This is a genomic window from Vibrio sp. MOR3 (assembly GCF_001557775.1).
Taxonomy (GTDB): domain Bacteria; phylum Pseudomonadota; class Gammaproteobacteria; order Enterobacterales; family Vibrionaceae; genus Vibrio; species Vibrio jasicida.
Map to the genome: position 1 here is coordinate 24,515 of NZ_LNRD01000004.1, position 25,588 is coordinate 50,102.

Annotated in this window: 24 protein-coding genes; 15 read left to right on the forward strand and 9 right to left on the reverse strand. The window is 47.3% G+C overall.

Going from position 1 to position 25,588, the window contains the following annotated elements; all coding sequences use genetic code 11:
- Positions 1–11 precede the first annotated feature (11 nt).
- The 8 genes from asrA (at position 12) to ATB76_RS09870 (ending at position 7,753) form a co-directional block, all read left to right on the forward strand.
- The gene (gene asrA / locus ATB76_RS09835; protein WP_061035091.1) at positions 12–1,040 is read left to right on the forward strand and encodes an anaerobic sulfite reductase subunit AsrA; all 1,029 of its coding nucleotides are present in this window, start codon (positions 12–14) and stop codon (positions 1,038–1,040) included.
- On the forward strand, positions 1,040–1,840 hold the full coding sequence (asrB, locus tag ATB76_RS09840; protein ID WP_009706541.1) for an anaerobic sulfite reductase subunit AsrB: 801 nt from the start codon (positions 1,040–1,042) through the stop codon (positions 1,838–1,840). The genes asrA and asrB overlap by 1 nt, the downstream gene beginning before the upstream one ends.
- Before the next feature lie 12 nt (positions 1,841–1,852).
- Positions 1,853–2,854 (forward strand): sulfite reductase subunit C, encoded by a 1,002-nt coding sequence (gene asrC / locus ATB76_RS09845; protein ID WP_042605157.1) that lies wholly within the window; start codon positions 1,853–1,855, stop codon positions 2,852–2,854.
- Positions 2,855–2,861: 7 nt separating this feature from the next.
- Positions 2,862–4,007, forward strand: coding sequence for a cyclopropane fatty acyl phospholipid synthase (cfa, locus tag ATB76_RS09850; protein ID WP_042600585.1), 1,146 nt, complete (start codon positions 2,862–2,864; stop codon positions 4,005–4,007).
- A 315-nt stretch (positions 4,008–4,322) separates the two neighbouring features.
- On the forward strand, positions 4,323–4,559 hold the full coding sequence (locus ATB76_RS09855; protein WP_038868912.1) for a hypothetical protein: 237 nt from the start codon (positions 4,323–4,325) through the stop codon (positions 4,557–4,559).
- 187 nt (positions 4,560–4,746) lie between these two features.
- Positions 4,747–5,376, forward strand: coding sequence for a recombinase family protein (locus ATB76_RS09860; protein ID WP_061035092.1), 630 nt, complete (start codon positions 4,747–4,749; stop codon positions 5,374–5,376).
- Entirely contained in the window at positions 5,373–6,557 is a 1,185-nt protein-coding gene (locus ATB76_RS09865; protein ID WP_061035093.1) for a multidrug effflux MFS transporter, read from the forward strand. The genes ATB76_RS09860 and ATB76_RS09865 overlap by 4 nt, the downstream gene beginning before the upstream one ends.
- A gap of 41 nt (positions 6,558–6,598) precedes the next feature.
- Positions 6,599–7,753 carry a crosslink repair DNA glycosylase YcaQ family protein gene (locus ATB76_RS09870; protein ID WP_061035094.1) on the forward strand — a complete coding sequence of 385 codons (1,155 nt, stop codon included), beginning with the start codon at positions 6,599–6,601 and terminating at the stop codon, positions 7,751–7,753.
- 147 nt (positions 7,754–7,900) lie between these two features.
- On the opposite strand, the gene ATB76_RS09875 is transcribed toward ATB76_RS09870, so the two are convergent.
- The 3 genes from ATB76_RS09875 to ATB76_RS09885 all read right to left on the reverse strand — a co-directional run bounded on the left by ATB76_RS09875 (position 7,901) and on the right by ATB76_RS09885 (position 11,548).
- Positions 7,901–8,335 (reverse strand): EamA family transporter, encoded by a 435-nt coding sequence (locus ATB76_RS09875; protein WP_038881239.1) that lies wholly within the window; start codon positions 8,333–8,335, stop codon positions 7,901–7,903.
- A 117-nt stretch (positions 8,336–8,452) separates the two neighbouring features.
- Positions 8,453–10,471 carry a TonB-dependent receptor gene (locus tag ATB76_RS09880; protein ID WP_061035095.1) on the reverse strand — a complete coding sequence of 673 codons (2,019 nt, stop codon included), beginning with the start codon at positions 10,469–10,471 and terminating at the stop codon, positions 8,453–8,455.
- A 135-nt stretch (positions 10,472–10,606) separates the two neighbouring features.
- A complete protein-coding gene (locus ATB76_RS09885) occupies positions 10,607–11,548 on the reverse strand; it encodes a LysR family transcriptional regulator (RefSeq protein ID WP_038868905.1) in 942 nt (313 codons plus the stop codon).
- Positions 11,549–11,751: 203 nt separating this feature from the next.
- Between ATB76_RS09885 and ATB76_RS09890 the strand changes: the two genes are divergently transcribed.
- The 5 genes from ATB76_RS09890 to ATB76_RS09910 all read left to right on the forward strand — a co-directional run bounded on the left by ATB76_RS09890 (position 11,752) and on the right by ATB76_RS09910 (position 16,183).
- Complete coding sequence (locus ATB76_RS09890; RefSeq protein ID WP_005434328.1) at positions 11,752–12,672, forward strand: siderophore ABC transporter substrate-binding protein; 921 nt, start codon at positions 11,752–11,754, stop codon at positions 12,670–12,672.
- 91 nt (positions 12,673–12,763) lie between these two features.
- Positions 12,764–13,720, forward strand: coding sequence for an iron chelate uptake ABC transporter family permease subunit (locus tag ATB76_RS09895; protein ID WP_005429179.1), 957 nt, complete (start codon positions 12,764–12,766; stop codon positions 13,718–13,720).
- The gene (locus ATB76_RS09900) at positions 13,713–14,663 is read left to right on the forward strand and encodes an iron chelate uptake ABC transporter family permease subunit (protein WP_005429177.1); all 951 of its coding nucleotides are present in this window, start codon (positions 13,713–13,715) and stop codon (positions 14,661–14,663) included. The genes ATB76_RS09895 and ATB76_RS09900 overlap by 8 nt, the downstream gene beginning before the upstream one ends.
- 11 nt (positions 14,664–14,674) lie before the next feature.
- Positions 14,675–15,436 (forward strand): ATP-binding cassette domain-containing protein, encoded by a 762-nt coding sequence (locus ATB76_RS09905; RefSeq protein ID WP_005434322.1) that lies wholly within the window; start codon positions 14,675–14,677, stop codon positions 15,434–15,436.
- A gap of 144 nt (positions 15,437–15,580) precedes the next feature.
- Positions 15,581–16,183, forward strand: a complete 603-nt coding sequence (locus ATB76_RS09910; RefSeq protein WP_061035096.1) for a TetR/AcrR family transcriptional regulator — start codon at positions 15,581–15,583, stop codon at positions 16,181–16,183.
- A 104-nt stretch (positions 16,184–16,287) separates the two neighbouring features.
- Here ATB76_RS09910 and ATB76_RS09915 read toward each other — a convergent pair whose 3' ends face one another.
- The 3 genes from ATB76_RS09915 to ATB76_RS09925 form a co-directional block, all read right to left on the reverse strand.
- Complete coding sequence (locus ATB76_RS09915; RefSeq protein ID WP_061035097.1) at positions 16,288–17,820, reverse strand: hypothetical protein; 1,533 nt, start codon at positions 17,818–17,820, stop codon at positions 16,288–16,290.
- A 5-nt stretch (positions 17,821–17,825) separates the two neighbouring features.
- Positions 17,826–18,839, reverse strand: a complete 1,014-nt coding sequence (locus ATB76_RS09920; protein WP_045408191.1) for an HlyD family secretion protein — start codon at positions 18,837–18,839, stop codon at positions 17,826–17,828.
- A gap of 246 nt (positions 18,840–19,085) precedes the next feature.
- Complete coding sequence (locus ATB76_RS09925) at positions 19,086–20,819, reverse strand: hypothetical protein (protein ID WP_061035098.1); 1,734 nt, start codon at positions 20,817–20,819, stop codon at positions 19,086–19,088.
- A 457-nt stretch (positions 20,820–21,276) separates the two neighbouring features.
- Between ATB76_RS09925 and ATB76_RS09930 the strand changes: the two genes are divergently transcribed.
- Positions 21,277–22,230, forward strand: coding sequence for a M23 family metallopeptidase (locus ATB76_RS09930; protein WP_061035099.1), 954 nt, complete (start codon positions 21,277–21,279; stop codon positions 22,228–22,230).
- Positions 22,134–22,565 carry a polymer-forming cytoskeletal protein gene (locus ATB76_RS27170; RefSeq protein WP_080642206.1) on the forward strand — a complete coding sequence of 144 codons (432 nt, stop codon included), beginning with the start codon at positions 22,134–22,136 and terminating at the stop codon, positions 22,563–22,565. Before ATB76_RS09930 ends, ATB76_RS27170 begins: the two co-directional genes overlap by 97 nt.
- Before the next feature lie 67 nt (positions 22,566–22,632).
- Here ATB76_RS27170 and ATB76_RS09940 read toward each other — a convergent pair whose 3' ends face one another.
- The 3 genes from ATB76_RS09940 to ATB76_RS09950 form a co-directional block, all read right to left on the reverse strand.
- Positions 22,633–23,757, reverse strand: coding sequence for a carbohydrate porin (locus ATB76_RS09940; RefSeq protein WP_061035100.1), 1,125 nt, complete (start codon positions 23,755–23,757; stop codon positions 22,633–22,635).
- Positions 23,758–23,928: 171 nt separating this feature from the next.
- On the reverse strand, positions 23,929–24,567 hold the full coding sequence (locus ATB76_RS09945) for a bifunctional 4-hydroxy-2-oxoglutarate aldolase/2-dehydro-3-deoxy-phosphogluconate aldolase (RefSeq protein ID WP_061035101.1): 639 nt from the start codon (positions 24,565–24,567) through the stop codon (positions 23,929–23,931).
- Positions 24,568–24,583: 16 nt separating this feature from the next.
- Positions 24,584–25,549: a sugar kinase gene (locus ATB76_RS09950; protein ID WP_061035102.1), complete on the reverse strand. Its 966-nt coding sequence runs from the start codon at positions 25,547–25,549 to the stop codon at positions 24,584–24,586.
- Between the last annotated feature and the right edge of the window lie 39 nt (positions 25,550–25,588).

The following is a 25,588-nucleotide window of genomic DNA, read 5'->3' on the forward strand; positions in this document are numbered from 1 at the left end:
GAGATAGAACAATGCCTAAGTTTTTAACTACTCAGCAAATGGGTTCGGCGATCGAGGCGTTACGTCAGAGCTATAAGGTGATGGCGCCCGTCTATGAAGAATACGCGGGTCGTTTTGCCCATACCCCAAATTTGGATTACCAAGAATTGGAACGTTACGACCAACTGGAGTGGAAAGAGAAAAGCCATTTTTCACCCAAAGAGATCGTCTTTCCGATCACGGAAACTCTGTTTTGGTTTAACGCCGACGAGTTGCGAGAATCCAGTGTCGATGAGCGCCCTGTGTTTCTGTTTCTCAGAGCTTGTGACATCAATGCGCTCAAAAGTCTTGATTACATGTTTTTAGAAAACGGCGGTCACGAAGACTTCTACTACAAACGTCTGCGCCAGAAACTCAAACTTGTACTGATTGAGTGCAGCGAAAGTTTCGAAAACTGCTTTTGTGTCTCCATGGGCACCAACAAAACCGACAACTTCGCCGCTTCAGTGCAATTTAGTGATCACGGCGCCATTGTCACTATTAAAGATCCAGAGCTGACACCGTACTTTTCACAAGGCAAAGACGTTGAACACAGCGTCAGCTTCGTCAAGTCCAATCCGGTTAAAGTCCGCACACCAGATTCGGTTTGCGATGACTCGGCTAAAGTACGCGAAGTGTTACTCAGCCATCCGGTGTGGTCAGAATACGATTCACGCTGCATTGGTTGCGGTCGCTGCACTTCTTCATGCCCGACTTGTACCTGTTTCAACGTGTTTGATGTGGTTTACAACCAAGAAGCAAAAGTGGGTGAACGTCGCCGCCAACACGCCAGTTGCATGATTGATGGCTTCTCGGATATGGCAGGCGGTCACAGCTTCCGTCATAAAACTGGAGAGCGCTTACGTTATCGCGCCTTGCATAAGGTCAACGACTTTAAGTCTCGCCAAGGTGAACACCATATGTGTGTTGGATGCGGACGCTGCGACGACCGATGCCCTCACTACATCTCATTTAGCAACATCATCAACAAGATGACATCGATTGTAGAGGAGGCGCTCTAATGTGCGATTGTGAAAACAAAATGCTGCCGCAAAGCTACCCGATTATTCATATCGAAAAGCACACAGAACTGGAATGGAACTTTCGCGTTGCGTGCGACTTTCCGGTGCACTACGGACAATTTGTCGAAGTGGGTCTATCCCTTGTAGGTGAAGCTCCTATTTCCGTCTCCGATTACGGCTTAGGTTACGTCGACTTGCTGATACGTAATGTCGGCAAGGTAACCAGCGAGCTGTTCCAATTAAACGCCAGTGATCGCGTTATGATGCGCGGCGCAATGGGCAACGGCTATCCGATGGAAGCATACCAAGATAAACACCTCATTGTGGTCGCGGGCGGCACTGGCGTTGCTCCGGTTAAAGGACTGATTAACTACTTTCACAACAACCCAAGTGATGTGAAGAAGATGTCTTTGATCCTCGGATTCAAAAACCAAGATGCCGTGTTATATAAAAACGACTTGCTGAATTGGTCTTACTCCAATCACGTCATCACCACCTTGGATGACGGTGGCGACGAGCACTTCTATGAGAGCGGCCTGGTCACCGAGCACATCAGTAAGCTTGACCTCTCTGACAAAGAAAACATCCGCGTCATCGTAGTGGGCCCTCCGATCATGATTAAGTTTGTCGTGCAGGACTTCTTATCCAGAGGCATTCAAGAAGATCAGATTTGGGTCGACTACGAACGCAGAATGGCCTGCTCAGTTGGTAAATGCGGTCACTGCCGAATTGGCGACAAATACGTGTGCTTGGATGGTCCGGTTTTCCGTTATGACCACGCAAGAACCATGATCGATTAGGAGGGAATCACAATGACGATGGACGTAGACATCATCAAAATGCGCGCCAATGGCGATTACCGCCTATCGAAAGTGCGTGGCGAGTGCATGATCAGCGTGCGCATTCCGGGTGGCATTATGCCCGCATACTTACTCGGTGCTGCGCAAGAGATCGCCGAAAAATGGGGCAATGGTGTCATTCACCTCACCACACGACAAAAACTGGCGATGCCCGGCATTCGTTATGAAGACATTCCAGAGGTCAACAAAGCGCTTGAACCCTTCATTCAAGACATCACCGTCGATACGTGCGGCATTGATGTCGAAGACACGCAAGCAGGTTATCAGTCGATTGGTGGGCGTAATATTGTCGCGTGTCAGGGCAGTCGAATCTGCCAGAAAGCCAATACCGATACCACTGGTTTAGCGCAGCGAATGGAGCGTCACGTTTACCCTAGCAAATACCATTTAAAAATGGTCATGGCTGGCTGTCCGAACGATTGTGCCAAAGCCAATATGGCGGATTTTGGCATCTTAGGTATCGCCAAGATTAATTTCGAGAGCCATCGCTGTATTGGTTGCGGCGCCTGCGTCAAAGCTTGTGCGCACCACGCTGTAGATTGCTTGTCACTCAAAGACGGCAAAGCGGTGAAGGAAGAAAGCAAATGCATTGGCTGCGGCGAATGTGTACTTGCTTGTCCGACACTGGCTTGGCGTCGAGATCCAAAACAATTCTATATGGTCAAGCTGGGCGGTCGAACTTCGAAGAAGACCCCTCGCGTTGGCAAGATGTTCCTCAATTGGGTAACGGAAGACGTCCTACACCCTGTCATCGACAATCTGTTCGAATTTGAAAAAGAGATGTTGGGCGGTAAGCCGATTTACCTCCACATGGGACATCTGATTGATAAAGGCGGCTACTTGCGTTTTAGAGAGCGCGTCTTAGATGGCGTTAGCCTAAATCCGGAAGCCAAAGTCGCCGAACGTATGTATTGGGCAGAAGATGAATATGTAGCGAACATGCACGTGAAATAGGCATAGTATGAACAAACTAGAAGAAATGTTTAAAGAGGCGTTAGCCCCAGCAGGTATCACCATCAATGGTTCTAAACCGTGGGATATCCAAGTGTTTAACCCAAAAGTGTATGAGCTTGTGATGCAGTCAGGCTCCTTGGGTTTAGGGGAAGCGTACATGTCCAAGATGTGGGATTGCAGCCGCTTGGATCAGTTCTTTGAGCGCGTACTTTTAAACGATATTGAAGGCAAATTAGGACTGGCTGAAAAGCTCAAGTTCGCCTCTTCCGCTGCGAAGTTAAAACTGAAAAGTTGGGTTAACCCACAAAGCATTGAACGTTGTAAATTCGATGTACCGCACCACTACGACATCGGCAATAAGCTTTACCAAAAAATGCTCGACTCGCACATGACCTATACCTGTGGATACTGGAATCGAGCAGCAACGCTGGACGAAGCGCAAGAACATAAAATGGATTTGATTTGTCGTAAGCTCGATCTGCAACCGGGGATGCGTATTCTCGATATTGGCTGTGGTTGGGGCAGCTTTATGATTTACGCTGCGAAGAAGTATGGTGTGATTTGCGATGGCCTGACTCTATCGAAAGAGCAGAAGAAGCTCGGCAGCAAACTGGCGATAGAAAATGGCGTAGTCGCGAACTTCATTTTGAAGGACTACCGCGAGTTCAAACCCACCGTACAGTACGATCGCATCGTTTCTATCGGTATGATTGAACACGTGGGACCGAAGAACTACGCGGAATACTTCGAGTGCGCAGAACGCTTCATGAAAGACGATGGCGTGTTCTTGTTACACACCATTGGCTCACACCACAGCACTACCGCATCGGACCCGTGGATCTCGAAATACATCTTCCCAAATGGCGTCATTCCATCAATGAAGAACCTCGCAGAAGCGATGGAAGATCGATTCAATATCGAAGATGTGCACAACTTCGGTGAAGACTACGACAAAACCCTGATGTGCTGGTTCTCTAACTTCCAACACTCATGGAATCAGATCAAAGGCGATTACAGTGAAGATTTCTACCGTATGTGGAAATACTACTTACTCAGCTGTGCTGGCGCCTTCCGCTCACGAGACTTGAGCTTATGGCAGCTCGCTCTAACTAAGATTGGTCGCCGCCGACCACTGACCGTACGTTCCATGTAAGCAATCTGCCTCCAGATTGTGTTTTGAGCACCTTCGTTTGGCTCCTAGCCAGAATGGGCGGTTTCATTCTGGCTTTTTTTACTGCTTTCTATTTCCTTCCAAAGCACTAAACAATCCATCCAGGGGGCATTTAGTACGACCTTACTCGTAAAAACTAATACTTAGTAACGCCCAGTATTACTTTTAGTCTTGCACGCTATGACTTGTTTTACATTGATGGTGACGTTCGTTCGACTCAGGCAATCTTCCTCTCAACCAAGGCTCATCCCGATAACCAAAACCAGAGCCAAAATACTATTTTTGAGAGTCACCATTATGAAAACCATCAAATCAATCATCATTGCACTGCTATTTACGTCTACACTTTCTGGCTGCGTTTCCACTCCAAGCCACTATCGCTTGGCTCCCAACGTTCGCCCTACTTTGATGAATGCCAATATCAACGTTCAACCACTGGTAAACACCGCGGTCTCTGTTGGTAAAGTCGTACTGCCTTATGCGATTTCAGCGGGACACGCTTACGTTAATACGCCTTACTTCCTATTGCGATAAACCCACCGAACTCATTCAGCCTTGAAAAAACTAGCCCATTACTTCGGCTAGTTTTCATTTATGTATCATAGAGATAAAAGATCACCACCTTAAGTAGGTTCATTTGGTGTTGTGGTTATTAATGAACCTCTGTATATTTATGGACCATTACAGTATATGAACCAACTTCAAGAGACGCATTGCACCCATGGCTACCTTTCTCTATACGCGGCACTCGCCAAAAAACCGGGCTTACCCTGAGCAGCTCAACGCTTTGAAAGCCTTTGCTCCTGAAGCAATTCACCTTGAAGACAAGGTACGCGGCTGCACGCCACCAGCCGAGCGACAAGCCTTTCAACAGCTCTTAACTACGGTGCAATCTGGCGACACCGTTGTACTTTGGTGGTTGACCGCCTTTGGCCGAGACTTCAGCCAAGCATTAAGCACGATTCAAACTCTGCTTAACAAAGGCGTCACCCTAATAACCGTTTGTGAACCACTGACCTTTGAGCCCGGTTCCGTACAAACGCAAACCTTGATTTCGCTGCTTTCTGGCTACGGACAAGTGCAAACTCAACATCGCTTGTTCGCCGCAGAACAAGGCCGCAAAGCGCTAAAAGACGATCCACAGATGTGGAAGCAGAAATTCCGAGGTCGTCCTGCAGACAAAGCGAAACATCAACACATTGCAACTTTGCTTCTGGAAGGCAATACGCTACAAAGCGTCGCAGAACAATGCGAAGTCAGCCTATCGACGGTCAAACGTGTGAAAGCCAAATTGAATGAGTTTGATGAGGAAGGAAGCCTGCGCCGCCGTGGCGATGGTGAAAAATCATGAGTCGACCGATTGAATTTAAAACCATCTTGCTGGCGTGTCTCATCATCAGTGTTGGTCAGCTCAGCATGGGCTTGGTTTTTCCATCTCTTCCTTGGATAGCCAAAGATTTCGATATTTCCCTCGACCAAGCTCAACTGTTGGTCAGTGTTTACTTACTTGGTTTTGGCCCGTCTCAGTTTATCTATGGCCCAGTATCTGATGCGTTAGGCCGCAAAAAGGTGCTGTTAGCTGGCTTGTTGATTGCCATGCTCGGCCTGTTGATGATCATCTTCCTAAGCCACACTTTCACTGGCATGGTCGCAGGCCGTTTTCTGCAAGGTTTAGGCACTGGCTGTTGCGCGGTGTTAGCCAGAGCGTCAACTCGTGATCGCTTTAATGGTCCTGAACTCCCTATCGCTTTGTCCTACATTGCGATGGCTGCCTCTATCACACCGTTAGTTGCTCCAGTTATTGGTGGTTTCATTAATGCCCACTTCGGCTGGACCATGGTGTTTATCTCGCTGTTGGGTTACGTATTGTTGGCTTGGACTGTGATCGTATTTCGCTTCCAAGAAACCATCACACAAACCTCTGCGTTGCCATCACCGACAAAGATGCTGCTGCAATATCGTGACCTACTGACTTCTCGTTACTTTATGAGCTTTGCCAGTATTGGTTGGCTTAACTTCAGCTTGATGATCACAACCGTTTCGGTAATGCCTTTTATCATGCAGAACCAAATCGGCATGACATCCGATCAATACGCGATGTGGGCACTGATTCCGGCGTTCGGCATGATTTGCGGCACCAGTATCTGTAACCGTGTGCGCCCAATCATCGGCACGAAGAAGATGCTATTGGTCACGCCAATCCTGCACGTCAGTTCCGCAGTGTGGCTGTTCTTCTGCCCTGTAGAGCCGCTGTATTTAATGCTAGGCCAGTTGCTGATGATTTTAGGCAATGCTATCGCTCTACCTTGTGCTCAAGCCATGGTAATGCAACCCTATAAGAAACAAGCAGGGGCAGCTGCGGCGATGTCGGGCGGCGGCCAAATGGTGGTGTCATCGATTGTGAGTATGGCATTGGTGCAACTCGGATTAAGCCAAGCGAGGCACCTGTCATTGGTGATTGTGGTCTTTGCGACCATCACACTGACCAACGTTCTGCGAGGCTTTGCCACTGAGCAGCCTTCCGAGCAATAGAGTCCGGGCAATATAAAGTAACAAGGAAGACAAATAACGACATGAAATCACTCAATCTTGCACAAGCACAGAAATTAGCTCTGCTCTCTCAAGGGTTGCCGCTAGCAAGCAACAAAGGCAGCGCCAAAGCAAAGACCTTAGCCGTCTTTGAACAACTGGGCTATGTTCAGATTGATACGATTTCTGTCGTTCAGCGCGCTCACCATCATACTTTGTGGAGCCGAAACCCAAGCTACCAACTTGAGCACCTAGACCAACTGGTGGCAGAAAAGAAAGTCTTCGAATATTGGTCTCATGCGGCGGCGTATTTACCTATGTCGCAATACCGTCATAGCTTACCTCGCAAAGCGGCGATCAAATCCGATCAACAGAAGCATTGGTACAAAAAAGACCACGACTTGATGGCGTCTATCTTGAAGAGAATTGCGCAAGAAGGCCCATTGATGGCAAAGGACTTCGAATCCGCCAATCATAAGACCGACGGTTGGAACACTAAGCCAACCAAACGCGCCCTAGAGAACTTATACATGCAGGGCGATCTGATGATAAGCGAACGTCGCGGCTTCCAGAAAGTGTACGACCTAACCTCACATGTTCTGCCTCAAGACGTTGATACATCGATGCCAACCGAGCAAGAACACGCGCGATTCTTAGTCCTCAATTATCTTAAATCTCATGGGTTCGGCACTTTGCCTGAAATGGTTTACCTACTGAAAGGGGTTAAAAAGCCTGTACAACAAGCTCTGTCCGAATTGGTCGATTTGGGCGAGATTGAAGCCATTAGCATCAACAGTTCAGCTTACTATGCCTGTAGCGATGCGCTGAACTTGCTCGACAAACGGCTCAACCGCAAACGCGCTAAAATCCTTTCCCCATTTGATAACCTGCTTATCCAACGAAAACGCGCCAGTGCAATTTTCAACTTTGATTACTTGCTTGAGTGTTATGTGCCAGAGCCAAAACGCCAGTTCGGTTATTTTTGTTTGCCAATATTGTGGGATGGAAAGCTGGTCGCGCGCGCCGACTGCAAAGTGGATAAAACCAGTTCAACGCTGAACGTTCTTAACCTAGTTACCGAGCCTGCACTCAAAGACAGAGAAGCATTTTTCATCGCTTTAGAAGAGGAGTTACACGCTTTCACGCAGTTTAATCAGTGCCAAGCGTTTGTGATTCAGAAAGTGGGTCAAAGAACGTGATGAAAGGAACTGTGTACGAAGAATCAAAGAGCAAAGAGCTGAGAAACTAAACTGTTCTCATGAAGCCCATGCTCTCTGTATATCGATTCTGAATTACATCTGTCTCTCGCTATTCCAAGAGACGAGATACTCAGGTGATAGTGACCTTTAAGAACTTTGTAGGCTCACCAAAATCACGCCAACGGTGATCAAGCCAATCCCCATCCAGTTGATCATGCTGAGCTTTTCTCCCAATAAAACCACACTGAATATCGCCACCAGCACCACGCTTAGTTTGTCGATCGGCGCAACTTGAGACGCCTGCCCCAATGACATGGCGCGGAAGTAACATAGCCACGATGCACCTGTCGCTAAACCCGATAACACCAAGAACACCATGCCTTTGGTCGAGATCTCTCCAATGGCACTGAACTGCTTGGTCGCGTAAGCAATCAAACCAACCAAAACAAGAATCACGCAAGTACGAATAAAGGTCGCCAAGTCAGAGTTGATGTTCGCCACACCAAGTTTGGTCAACACTGCGGTCATCGCCGCAAATACCGCCGACATGAGCGCCCAAAATAACCAAGAAGTTTGAAGCATTGTCTTTCCCTATTCATCCCTAAAAGCAAAAAAGGCGTTACAGAGTGTACTGCAACGCCATGTCTTGCTTCGATTAAATTCGACTTAAGTCCAATCGAATCAGTCTGTGATTAGAGCTTAAAAGTCTGCGGTCATACCAACGTAGTAAGTACGCGGTGCTTCAACATAACCGATGTTTTCTAGCTCTCTTGATACACTTTCATCGGTTAGGTTGGTGATACCCGCACGAATACGTAGTGCATCATTCACATGGTAAACCGTACCTAAATCCATCGTTGTGTAAGCATCTTGGGTTAGCTGAGAATCAATCTTACGGTCGCCACGGTAGCGTGCGCTCGCAAACAGGTTCAAATCTTGAGTTGGGTACCAGTTTAGGCGAGCAAATGCAGAGTGCTTGTAACGCTCGTTCAGCTCTTCACCTGTCGACTTATCTTCGGTGTCTAAGTAAGTGTAGTTACCAGACATCGCCCATTGCTCATTGAACTGAATGCTACCCGTTAGCTCCACACCTTGAATAACGGCTTTCGATACGTTTTGGTAAGACTTGTACGGATTAGACAGTTCACGATCGATAGGGTCGCCATTGTCATCAATACAGCTCATCACTGCACTCGACCACGTACCGACTTCACAGAAGATGTCCGTCTGTTCGATTAGGTTTTCGATTTCGTTACGGAATACCGCGCCTTCTAGGTTCCAGTTACGACCGCTGTAAAGCGCCGAGAACTCGTAGTTCACGCTGGTTTCTGCTTCCAGATCTTCGTTACCTACGATGTTACAGTTACCTTTACAGCTGCTCATCGAGAAGTCTGGGTGGTTTTGCGTCATGGTTGGTGCCTTAAACGCTTTACCCACACCACCTTTCAGTACCAAGTCGTCCGTTGTTTGGTGTACTAGGTACACACGCGGGCTGAACTCTTCGCCGTAGTGCTCGTGCTTATCCAAACGACCACCAATTGTCGCCATCAACGTATCGGTCATTTCCCATTGGTCTTGGATAAATACCGCACCTTGGTAAGCTTCTGCTTTGTTACCTACGATATGCTCTGGGTTGGTTAGCTCGCTAGTTTGGTAGTCCACACCAAACGTCACAGTGTGGCTTTCACCTAGGTAAGTCGTAGCTGATGCTTCAAAAATTTGTGTTAGTTCTTCAATTGAATCAGCACCATCGTTTGCCGCTTCAATGTTCTCTACGTTTTCACGTGAGTAACGAACTTGCGTATCACCCCAAGACCAAAAACCGGTGTGCGATAGCGCTTGGCTGTTACGTTTAACACGAGACTCAGAGAACAGAACCGTTGTGCCACTTTCTGCTGCGGTATCACGCTCGTCGTCGCTGTAACCAAGGTCAAGATCGATAAATTGATTGTCCGCCAAATGCCATGAAAGCGTACCGAACATCGCTAAACTATCGCGATCTTCAAGTGCAGTAACCTCTTCACGATCAATGCCGCCTTTCTCGCCAGAGTATGGCTGCCACGCATTACGACTCGTTTGAGAAACAGAGAAGCGAGCAAAGAGTGTGTCTTCAATCAAAGCGCCAGACGTGGTTAGACCCACTGTGTACTCTTGACCACCATTGCCATCGTTTGGCGTGGTGTTGTCTAAGCTGAGCTGAGAGCTCCAATCGTTACTTGGTGACTTAGTGATGATGTTGATCGTACCGCCCATACCGTCAGAGCCGTAAAGCGCCGACATAGGACCACGGATGATCTCCACACGTTCAACTGAATCCATTGGGATCGCAGAAAGATCGAAGTCGTTACCACGTACGATCGCACTTGCCGAACTCATGCGACGGCCATTTACCATGATCAGTGTGTATTTCGAATCCATACCACGAATCGAGATTTGCTGACGACCTGCACGTGTGCTGTCAAAGTCTGACTCCACGCTGGTTGCGTTAGACACGATGTCCGCCAGCGTGATGCCTGGATCGTTTTCGATGTCTTCAGCGGTGATCACCGACATAGAAGCTGGAGCGTCTTTCAGCTCCATCTGGGTACGAGTTGCTGTTACAACAAGCTGCTCATCGGTTTCGATTGGCGTTGTATCAGCAAAGACGGAAAAAGAGGTACATAGCGCACCGATCACCACTGCTAATGGTTTTGGCGCAAACGGAGTCGTCTTCGACATGGTAAAAACCTATAAATTTTAATGGAACTTATAATGATAATGGTTCGCATTAAATAACCTTTATTTGACGAAGACAAGCAACCGATCATTTGTAGGATTAATTACCACTATGTCGAAAATGAATAATAATATTCTTTACCATTCAGCCTCAGTTGAGCCATATATTTCCTTAAACAATGACTTAACCCAATTACACATCGGGTCGTTATGATAGCGCTTATGCCAGTATAAATAGACCGATTCACTGTCCATTCGAATCGCTTTTGGTACGGTTTTGGTGATCAATTTTCTGCCCTGACAAGCGTCTTGTGCAAACGGTGTTGGTAAGTGAAAAATCACATCCGTTTGCTCAGCAATCGCTGGCGCAGCATTAAAGTTTGAAAGCTGAACAGGAATCGATAATTGGCGTTTTTTATCCACCACGCCAAGCTCAACAAAACGGTGATAAATCGACAGGGTTTTGCCACCTTGAAGTGAGATCTGACCGAAGTTGCAATCGAGCAGCATCTCCACCGTCAGCTCCTCAACATGGGCAAGTGGATGGGTTTCGCTCATTAGGAATCGGTAGTCGCGATTGGCGATTTTCATGCGATACAAATTTTGCTCAGAGCTAGGTGGCTCGGCGGTTGAGAGCACAAAATGCACATCCCCTGCGATCAGCGAATCGAAATGGCGTTTCGGGATGGAATCGATATCGACAATCATGTTCGGCGCTTCTTCGCGGATACGCGAAACAATCGGTGGCAGTAAGAAAATCACCTGCGGAACCAAGCCGTAAAAACGGATCGTACCGTTGCTCTTTTCTGGCACAAATGACTGGCCGTACATCAGCTTTTCTAGCCCAGTTAACACCGTGTTCAAATCTTGCTTGATCACTTCCGCTTTTGGGGTCAATTCATAGCCGTGTGCAGTACGTACTAACAGCTCATCGTTGAACAAGTTTCTGAGTTTCTGTAAAGAGCGGCTCACCGATGGTTGGCTCATATTGAGCGATACCGCGGTGTTGGAAACATGCTTCTCTTCAAGTAGGTGTTTGAGAATAAACAATAAGTTCAAGTCGACTTGAGCTAAATTCATTTTTTGAATACTCACTATTCCGCTAATTCTGTTGCTGCATATAGACTATCTGCTAATGTGTCTGCAATCAATAATCATTCTTATTTGATTTTAATCAAATAAGTTATACCGCTTTACGACTAATCTCGCGCTCTATTTTTTTAAAGCATTATTTGTTTTTAAGGCACTAATGCGAGATTGCACCGCACCTTTTGGAAATCATTATGTTTGGTAAAACTTCTCTTCGCGTAGCAACGGGAGCTTTGCTGCTTGCATTGGCTCCTATGGGGGCAATGGCTAAAACCTACCAACACAGCTTGGGCACAGTAGACATTGATGGCGTTCCACAACGCGTCGTTGTATTGGGCTACGGCAGTTTAGACTACATTGATGCTTTGGGCGTAACACCCGTAGGCATGCCAAAGACGCTGCTGCCAAAGTCACTAGAAAAATTCCAAATCGACTCGTTCGCAAACACGGGCAGCGTGAAAGAAGTGAACTTCGAGACGCTGTTTATGCTTAAACCAGACTTAATCATCGCGGAAGGTCGCATGGCAGATATCTACAAGGATCTGAGCGACATCGCGCCAACTTACATGTTCCGTATCGACACCACCGACTACTGGAAAACAACCCAAGAACACTGGCGTACGCTGGGTGACATCTTCGACAAAGAAGAGCAGGCAGAGCAGTTGATTGAAGGCGTTCAAGAACAAATTAATCACCTGCACGCAAAAGTAGAAGCTCAGCCACCACGCACACTAACCGTCTCAAACAGCGGTAACAGCTTGGCGATGTTTGGCACCAACAGCCGTTTCTCATTTGTGTATGAAGAAGCAGGTTTTGCAACGTCGACTTCTGAGAACGTGAAATCTGTACCACGTACCCACGGCAACCTGATTTCATTCGAATACATTGCTGATGCGCAACCTGAGGTACTGCTTATTCTTGACCGCGAACAAGCGATCGGTCAGAGCAGTGGTAAAGCAAAACAGCTGTTCGACAACGATCTTGTTAAATCCACACCAGCGGCGAAAAACAATCGCGTGCTGTTTATGGACCCAGCAGCTTGGTACTTAACCGCAGGTGGCTACCAATCGACGCAAACCATGATTAAAGAGCTGAACCAAGTCATTGCTAACTAACAGATTCGGTTCAATCTCACTCTAAAAGATGACCTTTCCCGCTTCACGGTGCGAAAGGTCATTGTTGTTTTTATCACCCTATAAATACACCATGAAATTACATCATATCTTGGCTTTTTTATTGCTCGTCGTACTCGCCTGCGCCTCTTTGCTGGTTGGGGTGGCGAACGTTTCTCTCTCGCAGATTTTGGCCGGTGACAGCCACAGTTTGAACATCTTGCTGGTTAGCCGATTGCCCCGCTTGTTGGCCATCGTCCTCGCTGGTGCAGGCTTAAGTATTGCAGGTTTGATCATGCAGCAGATCGTGCAAAACCGCTTTGCTGCCCCATCCACCACGGGTACGGTCGATTGGGCAATGTTCGGCTACATCGTCGCGCTGATTCTGTTTGCAGACATGAGCAGTTGGGTGCACCTGATCACCATCTTCGCGTTCTCTGTGATTGGTACGGTGATCTTCGTACGCTTCTTACAACGTTTGAAGTTTAAGAACACCGTGCTCGTCCCGCTGATAGGCATCATGTACGGCAACGTGGTTTCGTCCATGACCACTTTTATTGCCTACAAATACGATCTAGTACAGACCCTTGGTTCTTGGACGGTGGCTAACTTCGCATCGGTATTGCGCGGCAACTACGAGTTCTTGTATCTCGCTCTGCCAGTCTCGGTTCTGGCTTACGCTTACGCCAACCGCTTTAGCGCGGCAAGTGTGGGTGAAAGCTTTGCAAAAAACATTGGTTTGAACTATCAACGCATCGTTCTGGTTGGTGTCATCCTTGTGGCTGTACTGTCGTCATCGGTGGTAATGATCGTCGGGATGATTCCGTTTCTTGGGCTTATCGTGCCAAACCTTGTGTCGCTGTTCATTGGTGACAACATGCGTCGTAACTTGCCTTGGACCGCATACGCAGGTGTGATTTTGGTGCTTACTTGCGACATCCTCGGTCGCCTCATCATCTTCCCTTACGAGATTCCAATTTCGATGATCATCAGCATCTTGGGTGGCTCAATCTTCATTTACCTAGTTCTGAGAGACAAATCGAATGCGTGATTCTATGAAAGTAACGCTGCTGGCAATCGCGGCGGTTTTGATTTGTGCGGTGTTCATTGGCAAGGGCTTAACGCCAGATAACTACCAGTTCTTCTTGTCACGTCGCATCCCGAAAGTATTGGCGATTGTCTTGGCAGCGATGGCGATCGCATCGTCGTCACTGATTTTCCAGACTATCACCAACAACCGAATCCTTACCCCTTCGATTCTGGGTTTCGATTCCATGTACGTGATGATTCAAGTTCTGCTTGTGGTGATGTTTGGTGGCTTGAGCGCTTTGGTCATCAACAGCAAACTCAACTTCGTGTTGTCGACAGGCATCATGATTGTGTGTGCAATGACCTTATTCAGCTTCTACTTCCGTGGTCGTCAGCGCAATATCTTCACCTTGTTGTTGATTGGTATCGTACTGAGCAGCTTGTTCAATAGCGTCACCGGCTTCTTCACCATGATCACCGACCCAGATGAGTTCACCTTCATCCAAAGTTCTATGTTCGCTAGCTTTAACAACATCAACAGTGAGTTGGTGTACTGGTGTGTGGTTCCGATGCTGCTTTGCGGCGCGTACCTAATGCGTATTGCTCACAAATTGGACGTAATGTGGCTTGGCGTCGACAATGCGAAAAGTCTAGGTGTGGATACCCACAAACTGACTATGCAAGTCATGTTCATCATTACTTTGATGGTGTCTATCTCGACCGCATTGATTGGTCCAATCTTGTTCTTTGGCTTGATTGTTGTGGCTCTGGCTCGCCAAATTTTCACTGGCTATCAGCATCGCTTATTGATTGTGGCGAGCTCAGTCTTGTCGGTTGTGCTGCTGTCAGGCGGTCAATGGGTGGTTGAAAACCTGTTCGATTTCGACACTACCATCAGCGTTATTATCAACTTTATCGGCGGCGGCTACTTCTTGCTTCTGCTTATGAAAAACAAATTCGATTAAGGGTTTATCACATGATCCGTATTCAAGGTCTTAGCAAAAAATACAACGAAAAATACGTGGTAAAAAACGCCGATGCCCTTTTTCCACTTGGTAAAGTAACCAGCATTATTGGCCCTAACGGCGCGGGTAAAAGTACCTTGCTATCTATGGCGAGCCGACTAACAGAAAGCGATGCTGGTAGCGTCGTGATTGGTGATAAGCCGCTTGACCAATGGAATACAGAAGACTTGGCAAAGCGACTATCGGTACTGCGCCAATCAAACAACATCAACATGCGCTTTACGGTGCGTGATTTGGTGGCGTTTGGTCGCTTCCCGTACTCGCAAGGTCGTCTGACAGAAGAAGATCACCGCATCATTGATGAATCAATGCAGCATCTGGAAATCGACCATTTGAAAGATCGCTTTATCGACCAACTGTCGGGAGGTCAGCGTCAAATGGCGTTTATTGCTATGGTGGTGGCGCAAGATACCGACTACATCTTCTTGGATGAGCCGCTGAATAACCTCGACATCAAGCACTCCGTCGACATCATGAGTACGCTACGTAAGCTTGCGGAAATGAAGAACAAAGCCGTAGTGATCGTGATTCACGACATCAACTTTGCGTCTTGTTATTCCGACCACATCGTGGCGATGAAACTTGGTGAAGTCATCAAAGCGGGCTTGGTTGAAGAAGTGATTGATGCCGACGTGCTGAGCGATATATACGAGATTCCATTTATCGTGCAAGAGATTAACGGCAACCGTATTTCGTTGTACTACCGACGTTAACGTAACCCAATCTGATTCCAAAGGCGGCCTCGTGTCGCCTTTTTTAATTTTGGTCAATGAAGAAGCGTTAAACACGGAAAAGCGATGTGTCCGAGCAGCATTAATGATACTGTACTGAACAGTTTTATTTAGGTTGATTTAGTTATGCGCGCATCTACTGAAAAGAAAAGAACTCGAATCATCGAAGTAGCGACCGAACTGTTTATTGAGCAGGGTTACAAGGACACGTCACTCGATCAAATCGTTGCAATTTGTGGTGGTTCAAAACAGACCCTTTATCGTTACTTCTCTAACAAAGAAGGGTTGTTTGTTGAAGTGCTCGCACATAACACCAAGATCAGCCTAGAGTCCGTTTTCCAACTTGCCGATAAACAGAACGAACCTCTAAGAGAAACCTTAGAAGACTTCGCGAAGAAGTATCTACGAGGCATTTGCTCTAACCCAATCCTATCGCTTTATCGCATCATCTCTGCCGACTTCAACAAACATGACTCGGTTCCAAATCAGTTTTGGCAAACCGGACCGCAGCGCATTCATCAGTACTTAATTGAGTTTTTTAAAACCGACACCATCAACCAGCAACTTCACATTGATGATGCAGATTTAGCCTGTGGTCAGTTACTCGCGCTGATCAAAATGGATTACCAGAACATGGCACTGATGGGCTTTGATTTCTTAAGCGATGAAGAATTGGATTCGCATACACAAAAAGCCGTGGCGGCGTTCCTTAAACTTTATCAGCGATAAGAACCTCAAACCTAAAAAACAAAGGGAGCACATTGGCTCCCTTTGTTCTTTTACGGCTTAGTTACCGGGTTGCTTGGCTAGCTATTTGTTCTATTTACATAACCTCAGTGCGCTTCTTGTTTTGCGGCTAGCTTCTTACCAATCAATAAGATTGGCGCAAGCGCAAAAATAGAGACAATAAACATCACCAACGAATTACTCAGAGCTAATGTCGTCGCTTGCTCTTTCACAACCGCACTAATCTGGCTCATGCCGAGTGCCGGATTAGGTAAGCGGCCATGAGTCAGAAGCGCGCTGCTCAATGCCTGTTCATACGCCGCAAACACATGGTTTGAACCGTCTAGTGTGCGACCGATTTCGCCCGATGCTTGCGCGCTGTGGCTTTGAATCACACGAGAGAAAAACGCCCCGCCAATCACCCCGCCCATGGTTCGGAACAGATAGAAGTTAGCAATGCCTTCTAAACGCTGTCCTACTTGGAAGTACATCAACACCGCAATCGTCACCGACACATTCAACAAGCCAACACCAAAACCACGTAACAGCATTGGGATGGGTAGTGACTCTGTACCAACAAAGCTTGGTAATTGGCTGAACTCGTGCACCGACAATAAGATCATCAGCACGCCAAAAGGTACCACTGCATCCGCCAGCGGACGGCGGAAGTAATACACCAACACACTGACCAGCATGCCAACCAACATGGCGTAAAACGATGGCAACTGTGCATAGCCCGCATTGAGGCTGTTATAGTGCATCGCCATTTTTAGGAAGTTGGCAAACAGCACCGTACTTGCCATCACGGCAAAGCCCGCAAGAAAGGCGTTATACATAAACACGTTGGTCTTTAACTTACCGTGCAATTGCATCGACGCAGTATCCAAATGGCGCGTTTTCACCAACTGATACACGGCCAACAAAACCAGTGCCGCCGCGACAGAAGAAGCCTGTACAAACCAGTCTGAATCCAACCAGTTGTAGTAGCTGCCACGCATTAGCAGGAACACCACCAAACTCATCGTTAACGCGAGTACGAGGTACACCGAACCTGAAGACTTTGGCTTAGTTTCAATCTCAATCGCCTGAGGCTTATACACGCCGATCATTACTAAAGCAGAAAAGTACAACCAAGCCGAGGCAACGTTCAAAAACGACCAATCAAACTCTTCGACAATCTCAGCTACCAACCACGGATAAGCGCCCATTGGTAACAGTGTTGAGAAGGTCAGTGTCAGCGCAATAATCGCAGGCAACCAACGCTGCTCAAAGGTATTGAGTAGATAAAGGTTCACCACCACCAATAACATGCTCATGAAAAAGCCACTTACTAACCAAGTTAGCGTAAACAACAACGCATGCTGACCAATCCAATAGAGCGTAAGGTTCGTTCCCAAACCCACCAGCAATGCAGAGTGCAATGGCAGTGACGTACCAAGCTTACGCACCAAGGTAGGGGTAAACATAAACCCTAATACTTGAGTGATCATAAAGCCGATTTTCACTAACTCGACTTCATCTGCAGACAAACCGGATGTGGCTGCCATCTCGTGGGACAACTCGGTAAACATCACCGAATTGATCCCAAAAGCCGCAATGGCGAACAGTGCAAAAATCAGCAATGGTAAACGTGTTTTCATGGCGATTAACCTTGCGTTGCGGTCTCAATCGACACTTCAGCCGACAAGCCAGGGTAGATGCGCTGTTTCAGCTCTTGTGGGATATCCAACTCGATACGCACTGGCACACGCTGAACTACTTTCACGAAATTACCCGTCGCATTTTGCGGTGGAAGTAAACTAAACTGCGCGCCTGTTGCTGGGGTTATGGAAGTTACACGACCATACAACGGATGATCAGGGAACATATCTAACACCACTTCCACGTCTTGTCCTTGTGCAACGTTTTCCAATTGAGTCTCTTTGAAGTTTGCCTCAATCCAAACGTAATCCGGCACCATCACGATCAACCCCATACCCGGTTGAACAAACTTACCCACTTGCACTTGTCTGTCTGCCACATAACCATCAAATGGCGCTCGAACGATGGTTCGCTCAAGGGCGATATTTACCAGTCTCAAGTTCGCTTCTGCTTGCTTGCGTTGCGCGGTTAACTGCATCTTTTCTGTTACTAGCGCATCGAGCTGCTTCTGTTCAGCGGCTAGTGCTAGCTTGGCAGTTTCAAGATTGCTGCTTGCTTCAATAGAACGCGTTCTTTGCGCTTCAAATTGGTTCTTACTCACCGACTGCTTTTGTACCAAGCGTGAAAGGCGTTTGAACTCCGCCGCTTGATGTTCCGCGTTGGCACTTGCACTGTGAATGCCCTGCTTCGCCTGCTCAATCTTTACCAGCTGCATTTCGGTTTTGGTTTGGTTTGCGGTCAGTGCAGCCTTTGCGACATCTAACGCTGACTTCGCGATTTCTTGATTGGCAATGAAATCTTCATCATCAATCGAAAACAGTGGCGCCCCTTTGCTTACCCACTGGTTATCTTCGACAAAAAGTTGGCTTACCTGCCCACCGACTTCCGGAGAAATCGCCGTCACATCCGAGTGAACATAAGCGTTATCAGTGGTCACTGTATTCGGTTGGTATAACGCACAACCTGCAGCGACTAACGAACCAATAACAAGCGACAACGCAATGACTTTCTTCTTCATTTTTAAAACCCAACTTAATGATTTTTATAAACTGTACTGTACCGTACAGTTTTAGTAAAGATACATTTGATCATTGATGAGAAGAAAAGATCCATCCCATTGATTTTTAATGGTCTTATTTGGTGGTCACTTTTGAATGAAAGAGAAGGAGTTGAAGAGCTGTCGCGAGAAAAACAAAAAAGGCGACACCGAGGTCGCCTTTTGATTATGAAGAAATGCTTCGAGATTGAAGCCGGTGAATCACGCTTATTGCTGCGCTACCTTCACTTGTGGTTTGGTTGAGCTTGTGTAATCGAAGTCAAACACAATGCCATCTTTGGTTACGTCCAAAGCCATACCACCGATAAGCTCACCTTGTAGGCTCATCTTCACGTCTTCCGGTACTGGCTCGCCAGACACTTCTGACGCTGTTTCAATCACTTCCAGTACGCGGTCCGAATCCATAGTGAAGCTCAATAGACCATTTGCCGTTAGCGGCTGAGCCATGACTTTCTCGCTCGCTGCTGCTGATGCATCACCGCTGTAAAGCGTTAGGTGACTACCGTTTAGACGAGCAAACACGTCCATCGGCTTACCTGCGTATGGTTCAATCAGACCACCGATGTTCACTGGTTGGTTATCAGGTTGGATTTGAATCTGAGCCAGTTCAGGCATGAACATTTGTGCCGTTTGCAGCAGCATGTTTGGATCGTCCGCTGAGATAGAGAAGATCGCATCCAGCTGACCTAGCTCAGGTCCGTACTGGCCATTCATGTTCACATCAAGACCGAACATTTCCATGCTCAGACCTTTCAGGCCATTTGCCATACCCGCGCCCATGCTGATCGCCGGAGCTGGGTTTTGGCCACGCATGTCATTTTGCGCTTGTGCCAGAAGCGAACATTGGTATTCAGGCGTGGTTAAATCTGTCCAGATCTTACCAATCGCAGGCGCCAACGTAGCAACGTCTAGGCCTAATGCCACACTAAACATGCTTTTTTCACCGTTGGATTCTGCCAGTACGCCACGCATAGATTTCAGCGCCTCAAGGATCACTTGGTTCTTCGATTCAACAACAAAACTACCGTTGAGGCGAGCTTTGTCGTCACCCGCACTGTACTCGGCAAACGCGACCATTTGTGGCCAGTTTTCAGCGATTTGAGTGAACTCAGTGTGACACGCCGGAGAACGCAGTTGCTCTAAAGTCGGGTCAGAATCGACATTCTTAAGTTGGCGTGCCATTCTGTTGCCATCAAGTGTCGTTAGACCTTTAATGATTTCTCGAATGTCGAAAATCCCAAACGAGTTGTTGTTCATTCCGTACTTAGTTTGCACTGCCTCTAGACGGCCAGAGTCAACGATGCTGCTCTTAGGAGCTTCCAGACCAAATGCCAGTTTAAGTGGGTTTTCAACACCCAGCTCTGGAGTGTCGAAAGTCACGGTAAGTACGTTATTAACCACTCCCACCGCAAGACCAATGCCCAGTTGTGGTTCTTGCGAGTCTGTCAACTCGTAGCGGCGGAACTCCGCGGAATCGAGCTTCACAAGTTCATGTTGAATACCCGCCAGTTGCTCTTGCTCATCCAGTGTTTTCCAAAGCGCTGCAGGGTTCTCCAACTGCACTTTATAAACAGGTACAAGACCTAGGGTGTACATGATTGGGTTGACCATATCACCGGTACCCAAGAAGGCTTTTAAATTCTCAGGGGAAGAAGCTGCTGCCATGTACGCATCTAAGAAATTGACGGCAAACTTGAGACCAGACGTCAGCTCTTCTTCCGCAAACAGCTCCGACATAGGTGGCTGCTGTGATGTACCGAAAGCGTTCATGTACTCGAAGTGATTGAAAGGTTCTGTTTGGTAAGTGATCAACAAGGTATCAGCTGGAACTTGAGCAAGTAGCGAGCTTGAAGATTCACCTTGGGCAAGATTGTTTTGGTACACATATGCGGCACCACCGGCTGCTGCGACCACTGCAGTAGCTAATAATAATTTTTTCACGACCAACTCCGTTGTCTTGGTTTTATTTCCTCAAACCAATCAGTAGGTTTGAGTGAGCATTAAGCCTTTAATGAACGCCATAAAGGATGAGAATCACCATTCGGGAACTCAGACGTTAATTTGCGTGCAACGCCATCATAAACCCCCAAACAAAGTTATCAATTTGCTGAATGCCAATTTCTTAAGATATCCAACATTTATAAGATGAACCGTGAAGTCGGTTAAACTGCGAAACCACACTATTAGCAACTTACTCAATAAAATTTCATAAATGCTATACCCTACCGGCCAAAATCCACGCAATATTAAATCCAATTACCGATTTTTCTCTATTGTCTGAAAACAGCTCACGACCTGACATTTTCGTCGATTCCTCCTCTAGAAGACGGTCGTACTTTTACTTACAGTCAGAGCTATCAATAACGAATGTTGAACGTCTATCGCGCCATTAATCACCATGAAAGATCAGCTGACTATCTCTATCTCCAACATCAATGGCTCTAAGCATTGGTACTTCAGCAAAACCATGCAGCGCAACTTTAAAACGGGCTTGGTGGCATTTCTTTTGGGATTAACCGCAACCGCTATCTTGATCAATCATCTTTATTCTCAGGTCGATGACGCCGTGCTTGAGCAAGCAAAGTTAACCGAGCAATCACGCAGTATGGGTCAGGAGTTAAGTGAGCTAAAGGCTCTAAAATCAGAGCTAGAGAATGACCTATCGGAGCGAGAAGAGCGCGTTCAATTGGTCTCGGAGCGTTTGGGCGAATTGGAGAAAGTGCTCGGTGTCGCCAACGAATCCAACACTGAGAGTTTGGATGCGCGCTTTGATACTGCCGCTATCACATCCAATGTTCGAATGGTGATGCTCAACCAAATCCCCAACGGCTCTCCAGTCGGTAAAGCACGGCTTTCATCGGGGTTTGGCAAGCGCGTTCATCCGGTCACCAAAAAAAACAAAATGCACCGTGGGCTAGATTTTGCGGTAAACACTGGTACCAAAGTGTATGCCTCTGCTGATGGCGTAATAGAGACCACACGCCGAAGTAGTAAAGGTTATGGAAACTTACTGCGTATACAACATTCCTTTGGCTTTTCGAGCGCTTATGCCCACTTGAAAGAGTTCAAAGTCAAAACCGGTGAGTTCGTCAAAAAAGGCCAGCTCATCGCCATTTCTGGTAACACCGGGCTCTCTTCTGGCCCTCACCTTCATTATGAAGTGAGATTTATTGGAAGAGCCGTAAACCCAAGGCCATTCGTGGATTGGACCCTCAACAATTTTGAAGACATCTTTACCAAGGAGCGAAGAATACGATGGGAATCTTTAATCAAAACCGTGGAACAACGAGTGGCTCATCAGCTTCAACTCTCATCGCCAAAGGCTGTTCTGTTAGCGGAGAACTCAAAGTAGAAAGCGATATTCAGGTTGATGGCATCATCGAAGGCCAATTGCACGTCGAAGGGACATTGGTCGTCGCAGAGAGTGGCCGTGTTAAAGGCGACATCTACGCGAAACAACTGATCGTCAATGGTCTGCTTGATGGTAACTGCCATGCAGAACACATTCAGGTTTTAGCGAAAGGACGAGTCAGTGGCAAAATCTGGAGCAACAACCTGAGTATCGAAGCGGGCGGTAAGTTCTTCGGAGAGGCCGCAGAACTCCCAGAAAAAGAAGTGGTGACGCTGAAAGACAAGTCCACTGAAACCAATAAAACGGACAAGTCACAAGCTCGCAAAAGCGCGTAATTAAGAATATCAAAAAGGGCACTGACTGTGCCCTTTTGAGTTGTTGCGATTCGTACGTTAAACCAAATTAGAATTCGTAGAACAAGCGAACACGTGCGCCGAAATCGTCTTCTTCTTTAAACGCTTCGCTTGGTGAGTTCGCGCTAAGATCGTTGGTAACGGTTGTGAAGTAAGAACCCAGTAACACTGAGAAGTTCTCTACCTCTAGTACATCCGTGAATTCGTAAGATGCGTAAAGCGTCGATACCTTCACATCGCCTTCTGCCCAGTCTTTGATCTCTTTGTTTTCGTATTCGTTCAGCGCGTAAACGTAACCAATACCTAGCCCTTTCCACAGTGCGTTAACCCCTGTCGAGAAGTTGTTTTCGTCCACCGCATCTAGGTAAGCCACGTTCGCATTCACCGACCAATCACCGCTGGTCCAGTTACCTGATAAGCCGTAACCAGTACGGTCAGAAATATCAACACCTTGGTCGGTCACCACCGCATCAGAAACGAGGTTGGTTTCCATCGAGGCTGCTAGGCTGAAATCACCCATTTGGTAAGCAACAACAGGGCGTACTAAGAAGGAGTCTTTGCTGCTTGTAATGGCTTGACCATGGTATGTTCCGCCATCGGTACCTTCATGGAAAAGATCCGAGCGGTCACCAATCATGGTGCTCAGTTCCAGATAAAGATTGCCGAAGCTTTGGCTGTACATCAGCTGACCATCAGATCCGCGGCCGCGCGCTTCTTTCATCTGATAGGTGTAAGCCGAGCCATCAGTGTAAAGCTCGTTAGAGGTATCACCTGAGTACTCTAGGAACACATCCAAACCAACAGGGAACATATCATAAGCTTCAAAACGACCCGCTTTGATTGCCCAACTGTCTTTCTTACCGAACTCGAAGTATGCGTCATCAAGATTTACGTCGCCCGTGCTTTCAAACAAAGGCTGCGCTTTCACGCCAACGTAGTGACCGTTGCTTGTGAATTTCTCACCGGCAAACTCGATCAGTACACGACCATCTTGGTTGAATTCTTGATCGCCAGAATCATTAGACTCACGATCTTGGTAGTTGAAGTTCAATTCAACGTCGCCGCCGATAGAAAAGTTACCGTCTTCGTTGTCGATAATGCTGATGCCCGCATTTGCCGATAGTGCCGTGCATACGCCGATGGCGCTCAGAGATAGTTTCAGTGCTTTGTTCATGTTAAACCCTATATGTATTAGATTTTATTGTGTAAATGTGCTGATTTTAGAGACAGAAAGCCCCGCCCCTTCTTATTAAAAAAGAAAGACTTAGTAAGATTTATTGTTGTTATTTGAGTATCCCCTAACCGTCGAAAATCTCGAGGTTAGGAAAATTTGGAATATTGAGAATTAAGCAGATTGCTGCGCGACCAGCTCCACCGCTTCACGCGTTAGCTGAGCCAGTTCTTCCCACTTGCCCGCTTCGATAAGTGTTTTGTCGACCATCCAAGTGCCGCCACATGCCAACACTCGCGGTACGGCTAGGTAGTCTTTAATGTTCGAAGGATTGATACCGCCAGTTGGCATGATTTCCACATCACCATAAGGGGCCAACAGTGCTTTCACCATGTTGACGCCACCAGATGCTTCTGCCGGGAAGAACTTCAATGTTGTCAGTCCCATTTCTAGCGCCGCTTCAACTGCACTTGGGTTGTTCACACCAGGTACGATATCAATACCAATCTCTTGGCAAGCTTTAACGGTGTTAGGGTTAAATCCCGGAGAAACCACAAAGGTTGCCCCCGCCTCTTTGGCTGCAATAGCTTGTTCACGATTGAGCACCGTACCAGCACCAATCAGCATGTCTGGCTGCGCTTCACGTAATAGACGGATCGCCTCGACAGCGGCATCGGAGCGAAACGTGATTTCGGCTGCTGGCAGACCGTTTTCTGCCAACACTTTACCCAGTGGGATGATGTATTCTGCGCGATCAATGGCTATCACCGGGATCACTTTTAACGCTTTCAATTGAGCTTTTAAATTCGACATGTTGTTTCCTGTAAATCTATTTCTTGAACTGGGCAATAGCCGTATCGGTTGCCGCTTGTGGGATGATGGCGCCTTTGTGTTGAATAACGGTACCGGCGAGGGTATTGCCATTTATACACGCTTGTTTGATGTTGCCGCCCGACAAGTAAGTCGCGAGGAAGCCACCGTTAAATGAGTCGCCAGCTGAAGTGGTATCAATGACATTGTCTATGGACGTTGTTGCCACAGAATAAGGCTCAGATGTATTTGAATCCGCGACTAAACAGCCCTCAGCACCGAGCTTAACCACCACATTTTTCACCCCTTGCTTCTGCAAGCGCGTGATTGTGTCGTGCGCCGTTGCATCACCCCAAATAAGCTGCTCATCATCGAAAGTGACCAAAGCCAAATCTGTGGTTTGATACATGGCTTGGTAGCATGTTTGAACTGTCTTCATTTGGTCTTGCGGCCAAAGTGCTCGGCGGAAGTTACTATCAAAAGCAATCTCAACACCCGTAGCTCGCAAACGACTCAAAAGCTCAAGCAATTGGATTCGATCATGCTCAGGCAAAATCGCCAAGCTAATACCACTGACAAACACCATATCAGCTTGCTTGAGCGATTCCGCCACACGTTCGAACTCAGCGTGTTGGATCAAGTAGCGCGCTGCCGATTGACTGCGCCAGTAAAGGAAAGTGCGCTCGCCTTGGTCATCTAACTGAATCAGATATAGGCCCGGCGTGCGCGTTTCGTCTCTCAAGACTAACTCCGTAGCTACACCTTCTTGTTGCCAACGCGCCACCATGCCGTCACTCAGTGGGTCTGTCCCCATGGCGGTGACATATTGCACCTGCACTTGCGGTGATGCGTCTAAGGCTTGGCTGCAACGGCTGAGGTAAACCGCCGCGTTAAGGGTGTCGCCACCAAACGTCTGCTGCATGTCGCCAAACGGCTTGCCGTTCAACTCGATCATACATTCGCCAAGTATTGCGATTGTCTTCATAACAGTTCTTTTAAGCATGCTGAAGAGACCTGTCGCAGA

What these genes read in the sequence shown, in the direction of transcription:
- asrA (WP_061035091.1), top strand. Translation starts at nt 12, where the DNA reads ATGCCTAAGTTTTTAACTACTCAGCAAATGGGTTCGGCGATCGAGGCG.
- asrB (WP_009706541.1), top strand. Translation starts at nt 1,040, where the DNA reads ATGTGCGATTGTGAAAACAAAATGCTGCCGCAAAGCTACCCGATTATT.
- asrC (WP_042605157.1), top strand. Translation starts at nt 1,853, where the DNA reads ATGACGATGGACGTAGACATCATCAAAATGCGCGCCAATGGCGATTAC.
- cfa (WP_042600585.1), top strand. Translation starts at nt 2,862, where the DNA reads ATGAACAAACTAGAAGAAATGTTTAAAGAGGCGTTAGCCCCAGCAGGT.
- ATB76_RS09855 (WP_038868912.1), top strand. Translation starts at nt 4,323, where the DNA reads ATGAAAACCATCAAATCAATCATCATTGCACTGCTATTTACGTCTACA.
- ATB76_RS09860 (WP_061035092.1), top strand. Translation starts at nt 4,747, where the DNA reads ATGGCTACCTTTCTCTATACGCGGCACTCGCCAAAAAACCGGGCTTAC.
- ATB76_RS09865 (WP_061035093.1), top strand. Translation starts at nt 5,373, where the DNA reads ATGAGTCGACCGATTGAATTTAAAACCATCTTGCTGGCGTGTCTCATC.
- ATB76_RS09870 (WP_061035094.1), top strand. Translation starts at nt 6,599, where the DNA reads ATGAAATCACTCAATCTTGCACAAGCACAGAAATTAGCTCTGCTCTCT.
- ATB76_RS09875 (WP_038881239.1), bottom strand. Translation starts at nt 8,335, where the DNA reads ATGCTTCAAACTTCTTGGTTATTTTGGGCGCTCATGTCGGCGGTATTT.
- ATB76_RS09880 (WP_061035095.1), bottom strand. Translation starts at nt 10,471, where the DNA reads ATGTCGAAGACGACTCCGTTTGCGCCAAAACCATTAGCAGTGGTGATC.
- ATB76_RS09885 (WP_038868905.1), bottom strand. Translation starts at nt 11,548, where the DNA reads ATGAATTTAGCTCAAGTCGACTTGAACTTATTGTTTATTCTCAAACAC.
- ATB76_RS09890 (WP_005434328.1), top strand. Translation starts at nt 11,752, where the DNA reads ATGTTTGGTAAAACTTCTCTTCGCGTAGCAACGGGAGCTTTGCTGCTT.
- ATB76_RS09895 (WP_005429179.1), top strand. Translation starts at nt 12,764, where the DNA reads ATGAAATTACATCATATCTTGGCTTTTTTATTGCTCGTCGTACTCGCC.
- ATB76_RS09900 (WP_005429177.1), top strand. Translation starts at nt 13,713, where the DNA reads ATGCGTGATTCTATGAAAGTAACGCTGCTGGCAATCGCGGCGGTTTTG.
- ATB76_RS09905 (WP_005434322.1), top strand. Translation starts at nt 14,675, where the DNA reads ATGATCCGTATTCAAGGTCTTAGCAAAAAATACAACGAAAAATACGTG.
- ATB76_RS09910 (WP_061035096.1), top strand. Translation starts at nt 15,581, where the DNA reads ATGCGCGCATCTACTGAAAAGAAAAGAACTCGAATCATCGAAGTAGCG.
- ATB76_RS09915 (WP_061035097.1), bottom strand. Translation starts at nt 17,820, where the DNA reads ATGAAAACACGTTTACCATTGCTGATTTTTGCACTGTTCGCCATTGCG.
- ATB76_RS09920 (WP_045408191.1), bottom strand. Translation starts at nt 18,839, where the DNA reads ATGAAGAAGAAAGTCATTGCGTTGTCGCTTGTTATTGGTTCGTTAGTC.
- ATB76_RS09930 (WP_061035099.1), top strand. Translation starts at nt 21,277, where the DNA reads ATGAAAGATCAGCTGACTATCTCTATCTCCAACATCAATGGCTCTAAG.
- ATB76_RS27170 (WP_080642206.1), top strand. Translation starts at nt 22,134, where the DNA reads ATGGGAATCTTTAATCAAAACCGTGGAACAACGAGTGGCTCATCAGCT.
- ATB76_RS09940 (WP_061035100.1), bottom strand. Translation starts at nt 23,757, where the DNA reads ATGAACAAAGCACTGAAACTATCTCTGAGCGCCATCGGCGTATGCACG.
- ATB76_RS09945 (WP_061035101.1), bottom strand. Translation starts at nt 24,567, where the DNA reads ATGTCGAATTTAAAAGCTCAATTGAAAGCGTTAAAAGTGATCCCGGTG.
- ATB76_RS09950 (WP_061035102.1), bottom strand. Translation starts at nt 25,549, where the DNA reads ATGAAGACAATCGCAATACTTGGCGAATGTATGATCGAGTTGAACGGC.